Source organism: Enterococcus sp. AZ009 (assembly GCF_050548785.1).
Taxonomy (GTDB): domain Bacteria; phylum Bacillota; class Bacilli; order Lactobacillales; family Enterococcaceae; genus Enterococcus_D; species Enterococcus_D entomosocium.
This window is the reverse complement of the sequence record NZ_CP172960.1, coordinates 3,347,627-3,362,974: the sequence shown is the minus strand read 5'-3', so window position 1 is coordinate 3,362,974 and position 15,348 is coordinate 3,347,627. Positions and strand designations below refer to the sequence as shown.

Annotated in this window: 19 protein-coding genes and 1 tRNA gene; 11 read left to right on the top strand and 9 right to left on the bottom strand. The window is 43.6% G+C overall.

All coding sequences use genetic code 11. The features are described from left to right. The first annotated feature begins 20 nt into the window (after positions 1-20). Positions 21-815 (top strand): HAD family hydrolase, encoded by a 795-nt coding sequence (locus IGJ74_RS15865; RefSeq protein ID WP_369596796.1) that lies wholly within the window; start codon positions 21-23, stop codon positions 813-815. Between the two features lie 152 nt (positions 816-967). On the opposite strand, the gene IGJ74_RS15860 is transcribed toward IGJ74_RS15865, so the two are convergent. Then, positions 968-2,032, bottom strand: coding sequence for an iron-containing alcohol dehydrogenase family protein (locus tag IGJ74_RS15860; RefSeq protein WP_005233563.1), 1,065 nt, complete (start codon positions 2,030-2,032; stop codon positions 968-970). Positions 2,033-2,194: 162 nt separating this feature from the next. After that, on the bottom strand, positions 2,195-2,713 hold the full coding sequence (gene msrA / locus IGJ74_RS15855; protein WP_016609916.1) for a peptide-methionine (S)-S-oxide reductase MsrA: 519 nt from the start codon (positions 2,711-2,713) through the stop codon (positions 2,195-2,197). A 92-nt stretch (positions 2,714-2,805) separates the two neighbouring features. Between msrA and IGJ74_RS15850 the strand changes: the two genes are divergently transcribed. The 9 genes from IGJ74_RS15850 (at position 2,806) to upp (ending at position 10,449) form a co-directional block, all read left to right on the top strand. After that, the gene (locus IGJ74_RS15850; RefSeq protein ID WP_005233565.1) at positions 2,806-3,327 is read left to right on the top strand and encodes an AAA family ATPase; all 522 of its coding nucleotides are present in this window, start codon (positions 2,806-2,808) and stop codon (positions 3,325-3,327) included. A gap of 2 nt (positions 3,328-3,329) precedes the next feature. Further along, complete coding sequence (locus IGJ74_RS15845) at positions 3,330-3,755, top strand: GNAT family N-acetyltransferase (RefSeq protein WP_005233566.1); 426 nt, start codon at positions 3,330-3,332, stop codon at positions 3,753-3,755. Positions 3,756-3,809: 54 nt separating this feature from the next. After that, positions 3,810-4,391: a GNAT family N-acetyltransferase gene (locus IGJ74_RS15840; protein ID WP_042890675.1), complete on the top strand. Its 582-nt coding sequence runs from the start codon at positions 3,810-3,812 to the stop codon at positions 4,389-4,391. Between the two features lie 136 nt (positions 4,392-4,527). After that, positions 4,528-5,112, top strand: a complete 585-nt coding sequence (locus IGJ74_RS15835; RefSeq protein ID WP_005227882.1) for a thymidine kinase — start codon at positions 4,528-4,530, stop codon at positions 5,110-5,112. A 3-nt stretch (positions 5,113-5,115) separates the two neighbouring features. After that, positions 5,116-6,189, top strand: coding sequence for a peptide chain release factor 1 (gene prfA / locus IGJ74_RS15830; RefSeq protein ID WP_005227884.1), 1,074 nt, complete (start codon positions 5,116-5,118; stop codon positions 6,187-6,189). Further along, complete coding sequence (gene prmC, locus IGJ74_RS15825; protein ID WP_016621930.1) at positions 6,182-7,039, top strand: peptide chain release factor N(5)-glutamine methyltransferase; 858 nt, start codon at positions 6,182-6,184, stop codon at positions 7,037-7,039. Before prfA ends, prmC begins: the two co-directional genes overlap by 8 nt. 176 nt (positions 7,040-7,215) lie before the next feature. Next, complete coding sequence (locus tag IGJ74_RS15820; RefSeq protein ID WP_086298302.1) at positions 7,216-8,244, top strand: L-threonylcarbamoyladenylate synthase; 1,029 nt, start codon at positions 7,216-7,218, stop codon at positions 8,242-8,244. 81 nt (positions 8,245-8,325) lie between these two features. Beyond that, a complete protein-coding gene (gene glyA, locus IGJ74_RS15815; protein ID WP_005233585.1) occupies positions 8,326-9,570 on the top strand; it encodes a serine hydroxymethyltransferase in 1,245 nt (414 codons plus the stop codon). A 249-nt stretch (positions 9,571-9,819) separates the two neighbouring features. After that, positions 9,820-10,449 (top strand): uracil phosphoribosyltransferase, encoded by a 630-nt coding sequence (upp, locus tag IGJ74_RS15810; protein ID WP_005227894.1) that lies wholly within the window; start codon positions 9,820-9,822, stop codon positions 10,447-10,449. A gap of 178 nt (positions 10,450-10,627) precedes the next feature. Here upp and IGJ74_RS15805 read toward each other — a convergent pair whose 3' ends face one another. After that, positions 10,628-10,864: a hypothetical protein gene (locus tag IGJ74_RS15805; RefSeq protein WP_005227896.1), complete on the bottom strand. Its 237-nt coding sequence runs from the start codon at positions 10,862-10,864 to the stop codon at positions 10,628-10,630. Between the two features lie 126 nt (positions 10,865-10,990). On the opposite strand from IGJ74_RS15805, the gene IGJ74_RS15800 reads away from it, so the two are divergent. Next, positions 10,991-11,063 (top strand) — tRNA-Thr (locus tag IGJ74_RS15800). Between the two features lie 102 nt (positions 11,064-11,165). Here IGJ74_RS15800 and IGJ74_RS15795 read toward each other — a convergent pair. Genes IGJ74_RS15795 through IGJ74_RS15770 form a run of 6 tightly spaced genes read right to left on the bottom strand, consistent with a single transcriptional unit; the run spans position 11,166 to position 15,347 of the window. Next, on the bottom strand, positions 11,166-11,681 hold the full coding sequence (locus tag IGJ74_RS15795; RefSeq protein WP_005227898.1) for a YjbQ family protein: 516 nt from the start codon (positions 11,679-11,681) through the stop codon (positions 11,166-11,168). A gap of 4 nt (positions 11,682-11,685) precedes the next feature. Then, positions 11,686-12,378: a triose-phosphate isomerase gene (locus IGJ74_RS15790; protein ID WP_005233588.1), complete on the bottom strand. Its 693-nt coding sequence runs from the start codon at positions 12,376-12,378 to the stop codon at positions 11,686-11,688. Then, the gene (locus IGJ74_RS15785; protein ID WP_005233590.1) at positions 12,378-13,226 is read right to left on the bottom strand and encodes a class II fructose-bisphosphate aldolase; all 849 of its coding nucleotides are present in this window, start codon (positions 13,224-13,226) and stop codon (positions 12,378-12,380) included. The genes IGJ74_RS15790 and IGJ74_RS15785 overlap by 1 nt, the downstream gene beginning before the upstream one ends. 12 nt (positions 13,227-13,238) lie before the next feature. Continuing rightward, entirely contained in the window at positions 13,239-13,523 is a 285-nt protein-coding gene (locus IGJ74_RS15780) for a PTS sugar transporter subunit IIB (RefSeq protein ID WP_008379369.1), read from the bottom strand. A 15-nt stretch (positions 13,524-13,538) separates the two neighbouring features. Next, positions 13,539-14,876, bottom strand: a complete 1,338-nt coding sequence (locus IGJ74_RS15775; RefSeq protein WP_005233598.1) for a PTS galactitol transporter subunit IIC — start codon at positions 14,874-14,876, stop codon at positions 13,539-13,541. 15 nt (positions 14,877-14,891) lie between these two features. Then, positions 14,892-15,347 (bottom strand): PTS sugar transporter subunit IIA, encoded by a 456-nt coding sequence (locus IGJ74_RS15770; RefSeq protein ID WP_005233600.1) that lies wholly within the window; start codon positions 15,345-15,347, stop codon positions 14,892-14,894. Between the last annotated feature and the right edge of the window lies 1 nt (position 15,348).

Sequence of the window (15,348 nt, the reverse complement as noted above, 5' to 3'; positions counted from 1 at the left end):
AGACGGAAATGGGGAAGATCATGAAGAACGTGAAAATTATTTTTTTTGATGTTGATGGCACACTGATCGACATGAACAAAAAGCAAATCTCTGAAAGAATGTTAGCCACATTAAAAACCTTGAAGAAGCAAGGGATCCTGTTGTGCATTGCGACTGGCAGAAGTCCCATCGCGTTGCCGCAATTTGAAGGCGTGACCTTCGATGCGTTTTTGACCTTTAACGGATCGTATTGTTTTAATCAAGCCGAGGGGATCCACCAAAACCCTATTCCTAAAAAAGATGTTCAGCAAATCATAGAAAATGCGACGGCGCTCAAGCGTCCAGTAGCAATCGCAACGAAGGATCGTACCGTTGCCAATGGCAAAGATGCTGATTTAGTTGAGTATTTTTCCTTTGCTCATCAAGAAGTGATCGTGGCAGAAGATTTTGAAGAGTTGATCCAACAGCAAGACATTTTCCAAGTGATGTTAGGTTCAGGGAAAGAAGACTACGCCAAAGTGATGGCAAATACTACAGAGGCGAAAATCACCGCCTGGTGGGATCGGGCAGTCGATATTATTCCAGCCAGCAGCGGGAAAGGAAGCGGCATTGCCAAAATGCTGGCTTACTATGGCTTGGATAAATCCGAAGCCATTGCCTTTGGGGATGGCAACAATGACATTGAGATGCTGGAGGCAGTTGGTTGGGGTCTAGCAATGGCCAATGCTTCGGATGAGTTAAAAGCGATCGCTGACGAAGTGATTGGTCACGTAGCCGAGGAAGGTATTTATCAATACTGCTTAGAAAACGGGTTGCTGGGTGAAGCCGTGCAGTGATGGGCAATGCGTCAGTTGCTGTTGCCCGCTAAGAACATGCGCAGCCAGGATTGCTACTGCGTGTCAGTTTGATCAAATAAAAAAACTGTTTCCGAAATGCATTAGGGAAACAGTTTTTTATTGATATAAAGTTGTTTAGCAATTTGTACGGTTTACAGCGCCTCTACTGCTTCGATCGCCTGATAGACTTTTTCGGGTGTGATCGCAGGATCAATCAAAATAAAGGTTTCTTCTTCCTTGACAGCATAGGTCAGAACCGAGGCGAAGTAATCCCGATCAAGGCGTGTCACGTGGAGATCCTTCAGCTTCATCGGCAAGTGCAAAGCTTCGTAAAACGGCCGTAATTCTTCAATCACATCAAAATCATTGGTATAGGCAAGCTGGACCCAAATGCAGTAGGCGACTTTATTGCCGTGCAAGACACTATGGGTCTCATTCAAATAAGACAAGCCGTCATGCAGCGCATGCGCACCGGACGTGCGGCCAAACTCTACTGCAAAACCGCCAACTTCGCCTGCCAAAGCAATGATCGCGTCGGTGATGCGGGCAAAGGCGGGTGTCAGCTGCCCAGCTTCTAGGTCTTTGACAGCTTGGATCGCATCGGCAATCAGCAAGTTTTTGATCAAAAGAGCGCTTTGGAAACCTAGCCGTACTAAGGCAGTCTTGTCGTCTTCTGCCATGTTGCGGACGATGGCTTCCATTTCATAATATTTGGCTAAGGTATCAGCGATCCCTGCGATAAAGTAATCAACAGGTGTGGCTAGTAAAAAACGGGTGTCGACGATCGTCATGTAGGCACCTTTTTTGGCATAGTCGATTTTACAAATCGTATGATCGGGGTAATAGGCGACGATCACCGGGGTAAAGGGCGCACAGTTGGAAACCAATGTAGGGATCACGATCAGCTCTGCGCCAAGGGTTTGGGCGGTGATTTTTGCTGTATCAGCGACCTTGCCGCCGCCGATTGCCACCACGGCATCTGCTTGCTGGATCGCTTCAGCTAAGGTTTGCGCATTTTCATAACTCGATGATCCATCGTAGCGGTAGATCGGGTAGTCAAATGAATGAGGGTAATAGTTCGAAAACACATCGAATGACTGCTCCCCAGTAATTACTGCTACCTCTTGGAACTCTCGTAAATACTCCGGCAAATCAGTTAAGACCCCATCGCCCGTAATATAACGGTTTGGACCTGGACGGACTTCATTAGCTAACATCAAACAAACACTCCTTTATAATCGTCAGAATTTTCTAATCAGTGTAGCGCGAAAATGCCCTGACTGTCAATTTCCTTTTTGGGAAAAAACAGAAAACAGCCGATCTGCTGACGAGGCAGATCGGCTGTTAGTGATGAATTGTAAGGAACGTTCTCCAAAATGTTAAGCCCAGTTTTGGCGAATAAAGCCGGCTCGACCGGAGCCTTCGCTATAAGCATTGTAATGGGCTGCATTTTTTTTGTAAAAATCTTGATGATAATCTTCTGCAGGATAAAAAGGTTCTGCTGGTTCGATCTTCGTTACGATCGGACGGTCAAAGCGGCCGCTAGCTTGCAACTGCGCCTTTGATTTTTCCGCAATCGCTTTTTGTTCTTCACTATTGTAAAAAATCACTGGACGATAGGAATCACCACGGTCGGCAAACTGACCAAACGCATCCGTGGGGTCTGTCTGCTGCCAATAGATGGCAACTAATTCTTCATAAGAGATGACTTCAGGATCAAAGGTGATTTCAACTGCTTCGGTGTGACCGGTGGTACCTGTCGTTACTTGTTGGTAGGTTGGGTTAGGGACATGGCCGCCAGTAAAGCCCGAAACCACTTTGAGGATGCCTGGCTGTGAATCAAAAGGCTTCACCATGCACCAAAAACAACCACCAGCAAAAATTGCCGTATCTTTCATAGGTATTCCTCCTTTGCTTCTATGGTATGCTTCTAGTAGAGAAAAACAAGAGATATGCTTAGATAACTTACTAACGAAGAAAGGAACCGCCCATGGAAAGCATGTTAATTTTACTACGGGGGAATTCTGGCAGCGGAAAAACCACTATTGCCAAAGCTGTTCAGCACGTTTTTGGGGAAGAGGCAGTGCTGATTTCACAAGATGTTTTTCGGCGAGAAATTTTTTGTGTCAAAGATACCCCTAATAATTTAGCCAGCGGTTTGATGAAAGAAGCTGTCCTATATGCGAAGGGGAAAGTGCCGATGATACTTGTTGAGGGGATTTATTCTCGTGAAAAATACCAAGACTTTCTCGACTTTCTAATGAAACTCTTTCCCCAAAAAAAGCTAGTTTATTATTTTGATCTTTCTTTCGAGGAAACGGTCAAAAGACATCAGACCCGAATGCAGCGAGACTATTTATCCGAGGAAGCGATGCGTAAATGGTGGCTTGAGCGAGACTTGCTTTTCCCAAAAGGATCTTCAGAGGAAAGACTGATCAAAGAAGGCCTAACGATAGCAGAAACGGTCGATCAGATCATCGCAGATTATCAAGAAACAAGAAGGAGTGATTGAATATGGCGCGAATCATTGAACAAGGAACAGACCAAGAATTGGCTGCGTTAGAAACAGCATTAACAGCATACACAAAGCATCAAAAACCATTTACACAAACAGAGACCTATCAGAACTTTAGCAGTGTAATCAAAAAAGAGGGTGTGGTGATTGCTGGTGGCATTGCCTACGCCTCGATGTATCATATCGGCTATCTTGACACCCTGTGGGTCAAAGCATCCGAGCGGGGAAAAGGGTATGGCAAGCAGATTCTTACGGATCTTGAACAGCAGTTGAAAGCATTTGGCTGTGAAAATTGCCAGACGGCGACTTTTGATTTCCAAGCACCAGATTTTTATCAGCGAGTGGGCTATGAAGAAATCGGGAGAATCGCCCATACGCAAAATCAGCTAACAGAAATTTTTCTAGTAAAGAAATTACGTGATTGAATCCCAAAGAAACCGTTGAACAAGGACGAAACCAATGAAAGAGAGGCACAACCAATGTTAGATAAATCAATTCCATATGCAGAAATCTGGATGAAGCGAGCACACAAAAGCACACCGATCCAGCCCATTCAATCCGATAACTATTCGCTACGCAGCTACCAAGCAGGAGACGAAAGGCACTGGGCACGGATCGAAACATCCGTCGGAGAGTTTGACAATGAGGAAGAGGCATTGGCGTATTTTGAAAAAGAATTTATGCCCGAGCAAGCACAGCTAGGACAGCGAATGTTTTTTGCCATTGATCAAACAGGTACACCGGTCGGCACGGCTACCGCTTGGAAAAAAGCCAAGCAAGACGGTACACCGGTTCCGCTAGTCCATTGGGTAGCAGTAATGCCGCAAGCTCAACGTCAAGGGATCGCTCGCGGCTTGGTCACGCAAGTCGTTTCTGTCTTAGAGGCAGCCAACGAGCCGATGTATCTTCATACGCAAACGTGGAGCCACGCAGCAATCAAGCTCTACCAGCAGCTCGGTTTTGTGATCATTGCAACGGATATCAATGGGAATGAAAATCCAGAATATCCACTGGCTTGTCAAGTATTGGCAGAAGTGGCCAGAAAAGCCAGAAATGATTAAGAAGTACCGGCAGCAAAAAATCCGTTAACTTTTCGTAAAACTCTTGCGTAAAAGGCGGCGTGTGTCGAATTTAAGTCTGTAAAAATTCTCCTTTTTCAAGTATAATACCAAAGGAGTATGAGGAAGGATGGGCGAGATGGCACAGCTTTTTTTTAAATATGGCGCAATGAATAGTGGGAAAACGATCGAGATACTGAAAGTTGCTCACAACTATGAAGAACAAGACAAACCAGTCGTGATCATGACAAGTGGATTGGACACGAGAAGCGGCGTGGGAAATGTTTCGAGTCGCATCGGCTTAGAGCGAGACGCGATCCCGATTTTTGATGAAACGGATCTATTTCATTTGATCAAAGACCTCGGTTATAAACCTTATTGTATTTTGATCGACGAAGCACAGTTCCTAAAGAAGCATCACGTGCTGGCTTTCACCAAAATCGTGGATGAGTTAGGTATTCCTGTAATGGCCTTTGGCTTGAAAAATGATTTCCGCAATGAATTATTTGAAGGCTCAAAATACTTGCTGCTTTACGCAGATAAAATCGAAGAGATGAAAACCATCTGCTGGTTCTGTCATAAAAAAGCAACCATGAACTTGCACTATATCGACGGAAAACCCGTTTACGAGGGCGATCAAGTACAAATCGGCGGCAATGAAGCGTATTATCCAGTTTGCCGCAAGCATTACTTTCACCCGGGAATGAAAAAAGAAGGAGAATAATCAATGTACGATCAGTTACAAGCAATCGAAGACCGTTACGAAGAATTAGGCGAATTACTAAGTGATCCAGCCGTGATCTCTGACACCAAACGCTTCATGCAGCTTTCAAAAGAAGAAGCCAATACACGGGAAACGGTGGAAGTCTACCGCCGTTACAAAGAAGTCGTTGAAGGAATCAAGGACACTGAAGAAATGCTTGGGGAAAACCTAGATGCAGAAATGGCTGAGATGGCCAAAGAAGAACTCTCTGACTTGAAAAAAGAAAAAGACGTTTTAGAAGAACGCATCAAGATTTTGTTGTTGCCAAAAGACCCGAATGATGACAAAAACATCATCATGGAGATCCGTGGTGCAGCAGGCGGCGACGAAGCAGCCTTATTTGCTGGCGATCTTTTCAATATGTATCAAAAATATGCGGAAAACCAAGGCTGGAAAGTCGAAGTCATGGATGCCAACGTCACTGGGATCGGCGGCTACAAAGAAGTCATCATGATGATCACTGGCGACAACGTCTTTTCAAAATTGAAATATGAGAGCGGCGCCCACCGAGTGCAAAGGGTACCGTCTACCGAATCACAAGGCCGAATCCATACGTCTACGGCAACGGTCGTGGTTATGCCTGAAGCAGAAGAAGTCGAAATCGATATCGCAGACAAAGATATTCGTACCGATATTTACCATGCCTCTGGTGCCGGTGGTCAGCACGTTAACAAAACAGCTTCTGCTGTTCGTTTGACTCACTTGCCAACAGGGATCGCTGTTGCGATGCAAGATGAGCGTTCACAGCTGAAAAACCGTGAGAAAGCGATGAAAGTCTTGCGGGCACGGGTCTATGACCAAATGCAGCAAGAAGCACAAAGCGAATACGATGCAAACCGTAAATCAGCAGTGGGTACCGGCGATCGTTCTGAACGGATCCGGACCTATAACTTCCCGCAAAACCGCGTAACAGATCACCGTATCGGGTTGACTATTCAAAAATTGGATCAAATTTTAGCTGGAAAACTCGATGAAATTGTTGATGCACTGATCGTTTACGATCAAACATCAAAATTAGATGAGATGCAAAATGGCTAAAACCTATCGAGAAGTCCTTTCACGGGCTTCTTCTTTTTTAGAAACGAAAGGACTGGACGGGTATGCGATCCAATACCTGTTTTTACAGCGAAAAAACTGGCAGCAACTCGATTGGCTGCTGCAGATGGACCAACCCATCCTAAGGGAAGATGAGGCACAGATCGCAGCAGATCTTGAACAGTTGCTACAGCATGAACCCCCGCAATATTTATTGGGGTATGAAGAATTTTATGGTCATCGCTTAAAAGTGACCCCTGCAACCTTGATCCCGCGTCCAGAAACCGAAGAGCTGGTGGAAAACTGTCTGGCAAAACTACCAGCAGATCAGCCGCTACGAGTCGTTGACATTGGCACGGGTACAGGAGCGATCGCCATTGCCTTAAAATTGGCACGTCCCCAGTGGTCGGTAAGTGCCGTGGATCTTTCAGCAGAGGCGTTAGCCGTTGCTAAAGAAAATGCGACAGCCTTAGGTGCAGAGATCCGCTTTTTCCAAGGAGATACCTTGGAGCCTGTGGCAGATCAGCAATGGGATCTGATCGTTTCCAACCCGCCGTATATCAGCGCTGAAGAGTGGCCGCTGATGGATATCAGTGTACGGGAAAAAGAGCCTAAAATGGCGCTTTTTGCTCAAGAACAAGGATTGGCGATCTATAAGCAATTAGCACAGCAAGCACCGAAGTGTTTGGCACCAAGTGGGCAAATGGCGCTGGAAATCGGCTTCCAGCAAGGACAAGCTGTTCAACAGCTTTTTGCAGCCGCTTTTTCCAACAAAGAAGTTACCGTAGTAAAAGATCTTGCGGGTCAAGATCGGATGGTGTTCGTCAGTCATCCACAAGATGTGGATAAATAATTTTTTTTTGCTACAGAAAAAGTGCAAAAACCTTATGAAATGAACAATTTGGGAATAAATGGAGTTATAAACAAGGTTATCCACACTTGACAAACGACTTATCCACAAAATGTGGATAAGAAACGAGAAAATGTTGATAAGTGTGGAAACTTCTCAAAAAAGGATGTGGATAAATTGTGGAAACAAAAATTTTTGATCAATCACAGTTAAACGAAGCAGCAGCTATCTTAGCTGAGGGGGGATTAGTGGCGTTCCCGACGGAAACTGTCTATGGACTAGGGGCTAGCGCGCTTTTGCCAAAAGCTGTTGCGCAAGTGTATCAAGTCAAAGGACGACCTAGTGACAACCCTTTGATCGTTCATATTGCCGAGCCAGAGCAGTTGGAACCGTTTGTGGATAACAAGCATCCTTTTGCTGATAAATTGATGGAAACTTTCTGGCCTGGGCCCCTAACCTTGATCTTTTCGATCAAAAAAGACAGCTTACCTAGCATCGTTACTGGCGGCTTATCCACAGCGGCGTTTCGGATGCCCAACAACACCAAGACGTTAGCGTTGATCAAACAAGCCCAACAGCCATTGGTTGGTCCTAGCGCAAATACATCTGGTAAACCAAGCCCAACATCAGCTGCGCATGTTCAGCATGATCTGGCAGGCAAAATCGCTGGCATCTTGGACGATGGGGTGACACAGATCGGTGTCGAATCAACGGTCTTAGATTTGAGTGACCCAACGGCACCGCCGATCATCTTACGCCCTGGTGCAATCTCTAAAGAACAGCTTGAAGCAGTCTTACAAACAAAAGTCCTCGTCGATCAGCATTTAGTAACAGAAAGTGAAGCACCCAAAGCGCCAGGCATGAAATACAAGCACTATGCACCGAATACCAATGTCATGATGGTCAATGACCAAGATTGGTCGGCAGCCATGGCTTGGGCGAGAGAACAGCAGCTTAAGGTAGGTGTTTTAGCTGGACCGACGATCGCCGAGCAGGTCCGCTTCGAAGCTGCAGCCATCTATTTATTTTTTGATGACAGTGTGGAAGCTGCGACAAAAGGGCTGTTTGCGGGGTTACGGGCGTTAGATGAATCGATTGCTGAGCTAGATGTCTTATTCGCACCCACGTTTCCAGAAAGCGGCTTAGGGGCTGCTTATATGAATCGGTTGAAAAAAGCTGCAAATCAAAGTTTCTTTCAAGAAAATTAGCAAAAAACCAGAATTCATTATAGGTAGCTTATGAAGAAATGTGATACAATGCTACCATTAAGGTAAAGGGGTGTTGTAAGCATGGATTATCAAACGTTTGATCCCGAATTGTGGCAAGCGATCGAAAAAGAAACGAATCGTCAACAAAACAATTTGGAATTGATTGCGTCTGAAAATATCGTTTCAGAAGGTGTAATGGCTGCGCAAGGTAGTATTTTGACAAATAAATACGCTGAAGGTTATCCAGGTCGTCGTTACTATGGCGGCTGTGAATTTGTTGATGTGGTAGAAAACTTAGCAATTGAACGGGCGAAAAGTATTTTCGGTGCGGCATATGCCAATGTTCAACCGCATTCTGGTTCTCAAGCCAACACAGCAGCTTATTTAGCGTTGATCGAAACAGGCGATACAGTATTAGGGATGGATCTTTCCGCAGGCGGTCATTTGACCCATGGCTCACCAGTGAATTTCAGCGGCAAGACCTATAATTTTGTTAGTTATGGTGTTGATCCTGCAACAGAAGTCATTGACTACAATGTCGTTCGTATTTTGGCGCGCAAGCATCAACCGAAACTGATCGTTGCCGGTGCCAGTGCTTACTCACGTACGATCGATTTTGCGAAGTTCCGTGAAATCGCTGATGAAGTTGGCGCAAAATTGATGGTGGATATGGCGCATATCGCTGGTTTAGTAGCGGCTGGTCTTCATCCAAACCCAGTTCCTTATGCGGACATCACGACTTCTACGACCCATAAAACATTACGCGGCCCTCGAGGCGGCTTGATTTTAACAAATGATGAAGATTTAGCGAAAAAAATCAATAGTGCCGTTTTCCCTGGTATTCAAGGCGGCCCATTAGAGCACGTGATTGCAGCGAAAGCTGTTGCATTTAAAGAAGCACAAGATGCGTCGTTCAAAGAGTACTCTGAACAAGTCATTCGCAATGCGCAAGCAATGGCGAAAGTCTTCAACCAAGCACCACAAGCCCGGTTGGTCTCTGGTGCAACAGACAATCACCTATTATTGATCGATGTGCGTGGCTTTGATTTGAACGGAAAAGAAGCAGAAGCATTGCTGGATCAAGTCAATATCACCGTCAATAAAAACTCTATTCCTTTCGAATCATTAAGTCCTTTCAAAACGAGTGGGATTCGCGTGGGGACACCAGCGATCACTAGTCGTGGCTTTAAAGAAGAAGATTGTGTCGAAGTGGCGAAATTGATCGTCAAAGTTTTAGAAAAACCAAATGATGAAGCCGTCTTGGCAGAAGTAGCGACGCAAGTCAAAGAATTGACGGACAACTATCCACTTTACAAAAACAAATAAATTGGGACTGTGACAGAAGTTAAGGTCAGACAAGACGTCTCACGCGTTTTTCCTACGCTCCAGCTCCTTTGATCACCAAAAGTGAAAAAGGGGCTAGAATGAACGTAGAGGCGTGTTACATGCCGTCTTGTCTCCTTCCTTCTAACACAATCCTTTTTTTGAGGAAAAGCAGTATTGCCTGTGGCAGATGGTTGTAACAAGAGCCGATTTGCTTTAAAATAAGAGAAAAACCAAAGGAGATTTTTTTAAATGGGTAAATTTCAAGTAATCGATCACCCGCTGATCCAACACAAATTAACAATGATCCGCGACAAGAACTGTGGAACAAAGGTTTTCCGTGAAGTTGTTAATGAAATCGCAATGTTGATGGCGTATGAAGTGTCTCGCGACATGCCGCTTGAAGATCTAGTGATTGAAACACCAATTGAAGAATCAACACAAAAAACACTATCTGGTAAAAAGGTAGCGATCATTCCGATCCTGCGCGCAGGTCTAGGCATGGTTGATGGTATCCTTGAATTGATCCCAGCCGCAAAAGTTGGTCATATCGGGATGTACCGTGATGAAGAAACGCTAGAACCACACGAATACTTCGTAAAATTACCTGAAGATATCGATGAACGTCAATTATTTATCGTTGACCCAATGTTAGCTACGGGCGGTTCAGCGATCATGGCGATCGACGCACTGAAAAAACGCGGCGCTTCAAACATGAAATTCGTCTGCTTAGTTGCTGCACCAGAAGGCGTGAAAGCATTGCAAGATGCCCATCCAGATGTTGATATCTACACTGCAAATCTTGATGAACGCCTAAATGAACACGGCTATATCGTTCCTGGTTTGGGCGATGCCGGTGACCGTCTATTCGGTACAAAATAAATCAATACAAATAAGACAAAGGCAACTGCTTCAAGTTTTGCCTCGTCAATGATGCCATGGAAGAAGATCGACTGCCAAAACGGTTCGATCGGTTATCCATGGCTTTTTTTAGCTTTTCATAAAATCAGACAATGAAAAAAGGAGAAAATCAACTGATTTTCTCCTTGCATTAAACGGGTTATAGTTTGGTTAATTGTTTGTAATTGATGATCAATACACCATTACTTTGCGAAACTAATTTCTGGTTTTCTGGGGTTTCGTTCAGCTCGACCACCGCAGAGTTTTTCAACTGCTTTGTGATGGTACCAGTTTGTTTCTTCCCATGGAACGTGAACATGACAGGAGTAGCGACCTCAAACGTTGAACCTTCTTGTGACGGGACAATTGTTGTTTCGAATTTACCAAATGTTGCCATGTAAAAACCTCCTTGATACTTCTATTATATCACAATTTTCGGAAAATTTCAGTAAGTAGATTTTTTTCAGCAGACCTCTTTACAAAACAACCGTTTTTGCATATAATTTTCTTTGTGCCATACAACGCCAGCTTAGCTCAGTTGGTAGAGCAACGCACTCGTAACGCGTAGGTCACAGGTTCGAATCCTGCAGCTGGCATAAGAAATGAAAAACCATGAATCCTCTTTTAGAGGATTCATGGTTTTTCTTTTGCAGGTGATAAGTAATCTCAATTTTTCCTGATTTACCCGATAACTGTTCTTATTCGCCCATTAGCATTACATGGCATGTCCTATTTCGCACACGATTTTGATCGAAATCAACAAAATAGATATAGCCTACAGAGCCGATCTCTAGCTTGCCGTTACTTAAAATAAAACTTTCGCTTGCACCGAAAAAACTCGAGCGAATATGGGCATCGCCGTTTAAAATCGTTGCTGGATCTGTTGGGTAGTTTGGATCGTCCAGACTCATCAAAAATTCTAAATGCTTTGGTCCAGGATAACGATAATCGGTATTTTCTGATAGTTCACGAGGAATAATTTTATCGAGAATTCGGTTTAAATCAACTTGAAGAAATTCATCTCCGTTAAAGTCTGTATCATGCATGTATTCTTCAAAGATAACAGAACAGGTCGTATGGGGAGACTGTACGAGACAGATTCCATTTGAAATTCCGCTTTTTTCAACCATCGTTTTCACTTCTTCTGTGATGTTGTGGTAAGACACTCGATTCCCGTTAGAAGTTAACGTCAGTTGCTCTTTTAAAAATTTCACAGTGTTAATCCTCCTTTTTATGCTTCACCGCTTGTTTGATCATTTCTGTAAGGGTTTGAACGGGATCATCTGCTTGCACAATGCCGCTTGTCCCTCCGGTACCATCAGCACCTGACGACAAAGCTTTTTCAACATCGGCCGCACTAGATATACCAGCAGCCTGCAAAATCAGGATTTCTGGATCAATTTCCCGAACAACACGATTTGTTTCCGTCATGTATTGAAGATCACTGGTTTGTCCTGTCCCAATTAGTTCGGTTGGCTCGCAAACCATCACATCCGGTTTCAGGGAAGCCGCGGCTCTCGCTTCAGTCAATGAATTCGCACACACAATTGTTAAGAGACCCAATTCATTTGAGCGCTGAATCGCTTTAGTCAGTTCTTGCAATGTCATGGGGTGTTCAGCATGGTTTAAAAAGGTAGCTTCAGCTCCGGCTTCTGCCACTGCTTCGGGTAAAACATAGCCCATTCCACGACCAATTTCGATTCCGTCTAAATGTTGGACAGTGACGAATAAATGTGTTGTTGCCTGTTTAATTAAAGAAACGTCTGCATGCTGAACAGTAAATAGAATGTCGATGTCATACAAAGATGACAACTCATCAGCAGCTTTTGCCAATGCCAATGCTTGTTTTCCATAAAGATAGGCTTTGGGATTGATGACAAAGAATGGCGTTCTTAAAGTTCTTTTTTTCATTAGCTTTCTCCTTCACGATAAGGTTTGGTATGAAAGACTGTAAAATAGTGCTCGAGTGTCTTGGACATTCCATTGCTTGCTGAATGAAGTAAATCGAAATAGTCATTTGGTTGATTTTTGTGAATTTCATTCATAGCAGCAGTGACAAAGTCAGTAAAAATATTTATTTTCCGGATACCTTCTAAGGCACATTTTTCAAGGTTTTCATCGCCAGAAGAGGATCCGCCATGCAGAACAAGAGGAACATTGACAGCATGGTGTATTTCCTTTAAAACGTCAAAATTTATTTTGGGAATCCCTTGATAATGTCCGTGAGAGGTGCCAATAGAAACTGCCAACGAATCAACCCCGGTTAATTTGGCAAATGCAACAGCCTCAGAAGGTTCTGTGTAAATAGATTGACTATTTCCGGCTGATTCCAGACTGTTTTCCGACCCGACGTGCCCGATTTCGGCTTCAACAACGACACCATTTTTATGAGCGTAATCGGCGATCTCCTTTGATCGGCGGACATTTTCTTCAAATGGCTCCTCAGAAGCATCGATCATTACGGAAGTAAAACCTAAATGAATGGCTTTTTTGATGACCTCTTCATCGGTACCATGATCTAGGTGCAGAGCGATAGGTGCAGTGCTTTTCTTTGCCAAAAATTTTCCAATCATGGCAGCCTCTTCTAAAGTCAACATGTTCATATGGGACTGAGCGAAGGCCAATATCAAAGGCTTGTTTAAACGTTCAGCAGTCTCCGCGTATGATCTTGCACTAGTTAAGTCGAAAAAATTTGCTGCAGGTAATGCATAATTGTGTTTTTCTGCATGTGCGAATAGTTCTTTTGTTGTGACCAACATAGGGCATTCTCCTTATTCTTTGATTTTCTTTTCGATTTCCGCGTACATTTCTTCTGTACCAATCCCTGTTAAGAGTGGCAGCCCCATAATTACGCGATCTTTGATTGAGTCTGGAACAACCGTTGTACTCACCACGATGTCATAGTCATCAATTTTATTCATCTCATCTGCCACTTTGGATTGATACAGTTTCACTTGATCAGTCATCCCTTTTTCTTTCAGCCATTCTTTTACCTTGTTTGTTACAATTGTTGAAGTTGCAACACCTGTGCCGCACATAATCAATAGTTTTTTCATTATCATTTCCTCCTATTATTTTGATAGTTGTTTCTTGGGACGAATTTTATTTACATAAATCAATCCAAACAAAACAGAGACACCAATTATGGCTAAACCGCCCCAGCTTAATATTTTGGTTAAGCCGACATAAAGGAATGTGGTCCATAAACCACCTTCAGCCATAGCAGTGATCATAGAGTTTCCTTGTAGATCAAAGTTTGCGGATCGAGCAGCAGTAGTGACAAGCGGTGCTGCCCACGAAGTAATATAGAGAATGCTTACCATATAAATCGTTCCAGCAATTACTGTTCGAATGATGTTTCCTCCAAAAACAGCAGCCATCAAGCAAATCAGAAAGGGAATGGTTGCTAAATCACCAAAAGGTAAGGTCGTATTGCCAGGTAGAACTACGGCTAACAAAATAGTGATCGGAACTAGCAGCAATGAGGAAGAAAGGACAGCTGGATGACCAACTGATAATGCTGCATCCATACCGATGTAAAGCTCTCTTCCAGGAAACCGTTTTTTGACGAACTCATTTGCAGATTCAGAAATAGGTGTTAGTCCTTCCATCAGTAAAGCAACCATTTTAGGCATCAAAACCATCACAGCGCCTGTTTGGACGGCTAATTGGCCGACACCTGCTGTGTCATATCCGGCAAGTATTCCCATGATGAGACCAATCAAAAAGCCCATAACAGTGGAGTCGCCAAAGACACCAAATTTTTTCTGAATGGTTTCTGGATCTGCTTTCCAATCTTTTAGTCCCGGAATACGATCAAAGAGCCAATTCATCGGTAGTGCAAAGATGAATCCGGGTGCGGCGGTACCATGAGGAAAAGTGATATTAGGAAATCCGTAGAACTTATTAATGATCGGACCTAAAATATCTCCCATTAAAAGAATCATCATCAAATAGATGACGGTGGCCGCGATCCCCATTGCAAAGTCTCCAGTGAGGGCATAAATCAGAGAAGAGATGAAGGCTGCGTGCCAAATATTCCAAATATCTACATTCAATACTTTAGTCAGCCCTAAAATGATGAGTAAAACATTTAGGACCACACCAATCGGAATCGCAAGGCTTCCTAAAATCGTCCCGTAAGAAATTGCCGCTGCGGCAGGCCATCCGACATCAATCGTTGTCAAATTTAATCCTAGACGTTCAACCATATGTTGGGCGGCAGGACCCAAGCTGCTGCTTAGAAGGTCAATCACCAAATTCAATCCAACAAACCCGACACCAACAGTTAAGGCTGAAGTAAAGGCTTTGCCAGGCTTGGTTCCCAAAATTATTCCAAAAATAAAAATTAAAATAGGCAAAACAACGATTGAACCTAGATCAACGAACCACTGTAATGCATTTAACATAATTGTTCCTCCTTTTTATTGCAGTCCATTTTTTTCAATAATCGAAAGATACGCTTCTTTAGTCGTTACTGAGGATAGGGCTTCCAAAACCCCTGGTGTTTGAAACATAGAGATAAGATTTTGTAGCATACCCAATTGCTCATGTGGTTCCTTCAATGCAAGCATGAACAACAGAGATACATCGATTTTCTTTTCTTGCGAACCCATTTCAATAAATGAAAGGGGAGAGGCAAGTGACATAAAAGCGACTTGGGATCGTAAAACAAATTTGCTGTCCGTATGTGGGATCGCTACCCCAATGCCGTTAATTTTTAAACCTGTAGGAAAGGTTTCTTCTCGCTGTACGATATTTTGATAGAACTGATCATTTACACAATGAGTTTTGATGAGTTCGTCTGCTAATAGTCGAAAAGCTTCCTCTTTTGTTTTAGAATCTTTTTCAAGTAACACGATTTGGTGATCAAAAAACATG

Excerpts from the sequence above, each read along its gene's own strand:
- prfA (WP_005227884.1), top strand. The coding sequence starts at position 5,116 with ATGTACGATCAGTTACAAGCAATCGAAGACCGTTACGAAGAATTAGGC.
- IGJ74_RS15770 (WP_005233600.1), bottom strand. The coding sequence starts at position 15,347 with ATGTTTTTTGATCACCAAATCGTGTTACTTGAAAAAGATTCTAAAACA.
- IGJ74_RS15780 (WP_008379369.1), bottom strand. The coding sequence starts at position 13,523 with ATGAAAAAACTATTGATTATGTGCGGCACAGGTGTTGCAACTTCAACA.
- glyA (WP_005233585.1), top strand. The coding sequence starts at position 8,326 with ATGGATTATCAAACGTTTGATCCCGAATTGTGGCAAGCGATCGAAAAA.
- IGJ74_RS15785 (WP_005233590.1), bottom strand. The coding sequence starts at position 13,226 with ATGTTGGTCACAACAAAAGAACTATTCGCACATGCAGAAAAACACAAT.
- prmC (WP_016621930.1), top strand. The coding sequence starts at position 6,182 with ATGGCTAAAACCTATCGAGAAGTCCTTTCACGGGCTTCTTCTTTTTTA.
- IGJ74_RS15790 (WP_005233588.1), bottom strand. The coding sequence starts at position 12,378 with ATGAAAAAAAGAACTTTAAGAACGCCATTCTTTGTCATCAATCCCAAA.
- IGJ74_RS15840 (WP_042890675.1), top strand. The coding sequence starts at position 3,810 with ATGTTAGATAAATCAATTCCATATGCAGAAATCTGGATGAAGCGAGCA.
- IGJ74_RS15845 (WP_005233566.1), top strand. The coding sequence starts at position 3,330 with ATGGCGCGAATCATTGAACAAGGAACAGACCAAGAATTGGCTGCGTTA.
- IGJ74_RS15850 (WP_005233565.1), top strand. The coding sequence starts at position 2,806 with ATGGAAAGCATGTTAATTTTACTACGGGGGAATTCTGGCAGCGGAAAA.
- IGJ74_RS15865 (WP_369596796.1), top strand. The coding sequence starts at position 21 with ATGAAGAACGTGAAAATTATTTTTTTTGATGTTGATGGCACACTGATC.
- upp (WP_005227894.1), top strand. The coding sequence starts at position 9,820 with ATGGGTAAATTTCAAGTAATCGATCACCCGCTGATCCAACACAAATTA.
- IGJ74_RS15835 (WP_005227882.1), top strand. The coding sequence starts at position 4,528 with ATGGCACAGCTTTTTTTTAAATATGGCGCAATGAATAGTGGGAAAACG.
- IGJ74_RS15775 (WP_005233598.1), bottom strand. The coding sequence starts at position 14,876 with ATGTTAAATGCATTACAGTGGTTCGTTGATCTAGGTTCAATCGTTGTT.
- msrA (WP_016609916.1), bottom strand. The coding sequence starts at position 2,713 with ATGAAAGATACGGCAATTTTTGCTGGTGGTTGTTTTTGGTGCATGGTG.
- IGJ74_RS15805 (WP_005227896.1), bottom strand. The coding sequence starts at position 10,864 with ATGGCAACATTTGGTAAATTCGAAACAACAATTGTCCCGTCACAAGAA.
- IGJ74_RS15860 (WP_005233563.1), bottom strand. The coding sequence starts at position 2,032 with ATGTTAGCTAATGAAGTCCGTCCAGGTCCAAACCGTTATATTACGGGC.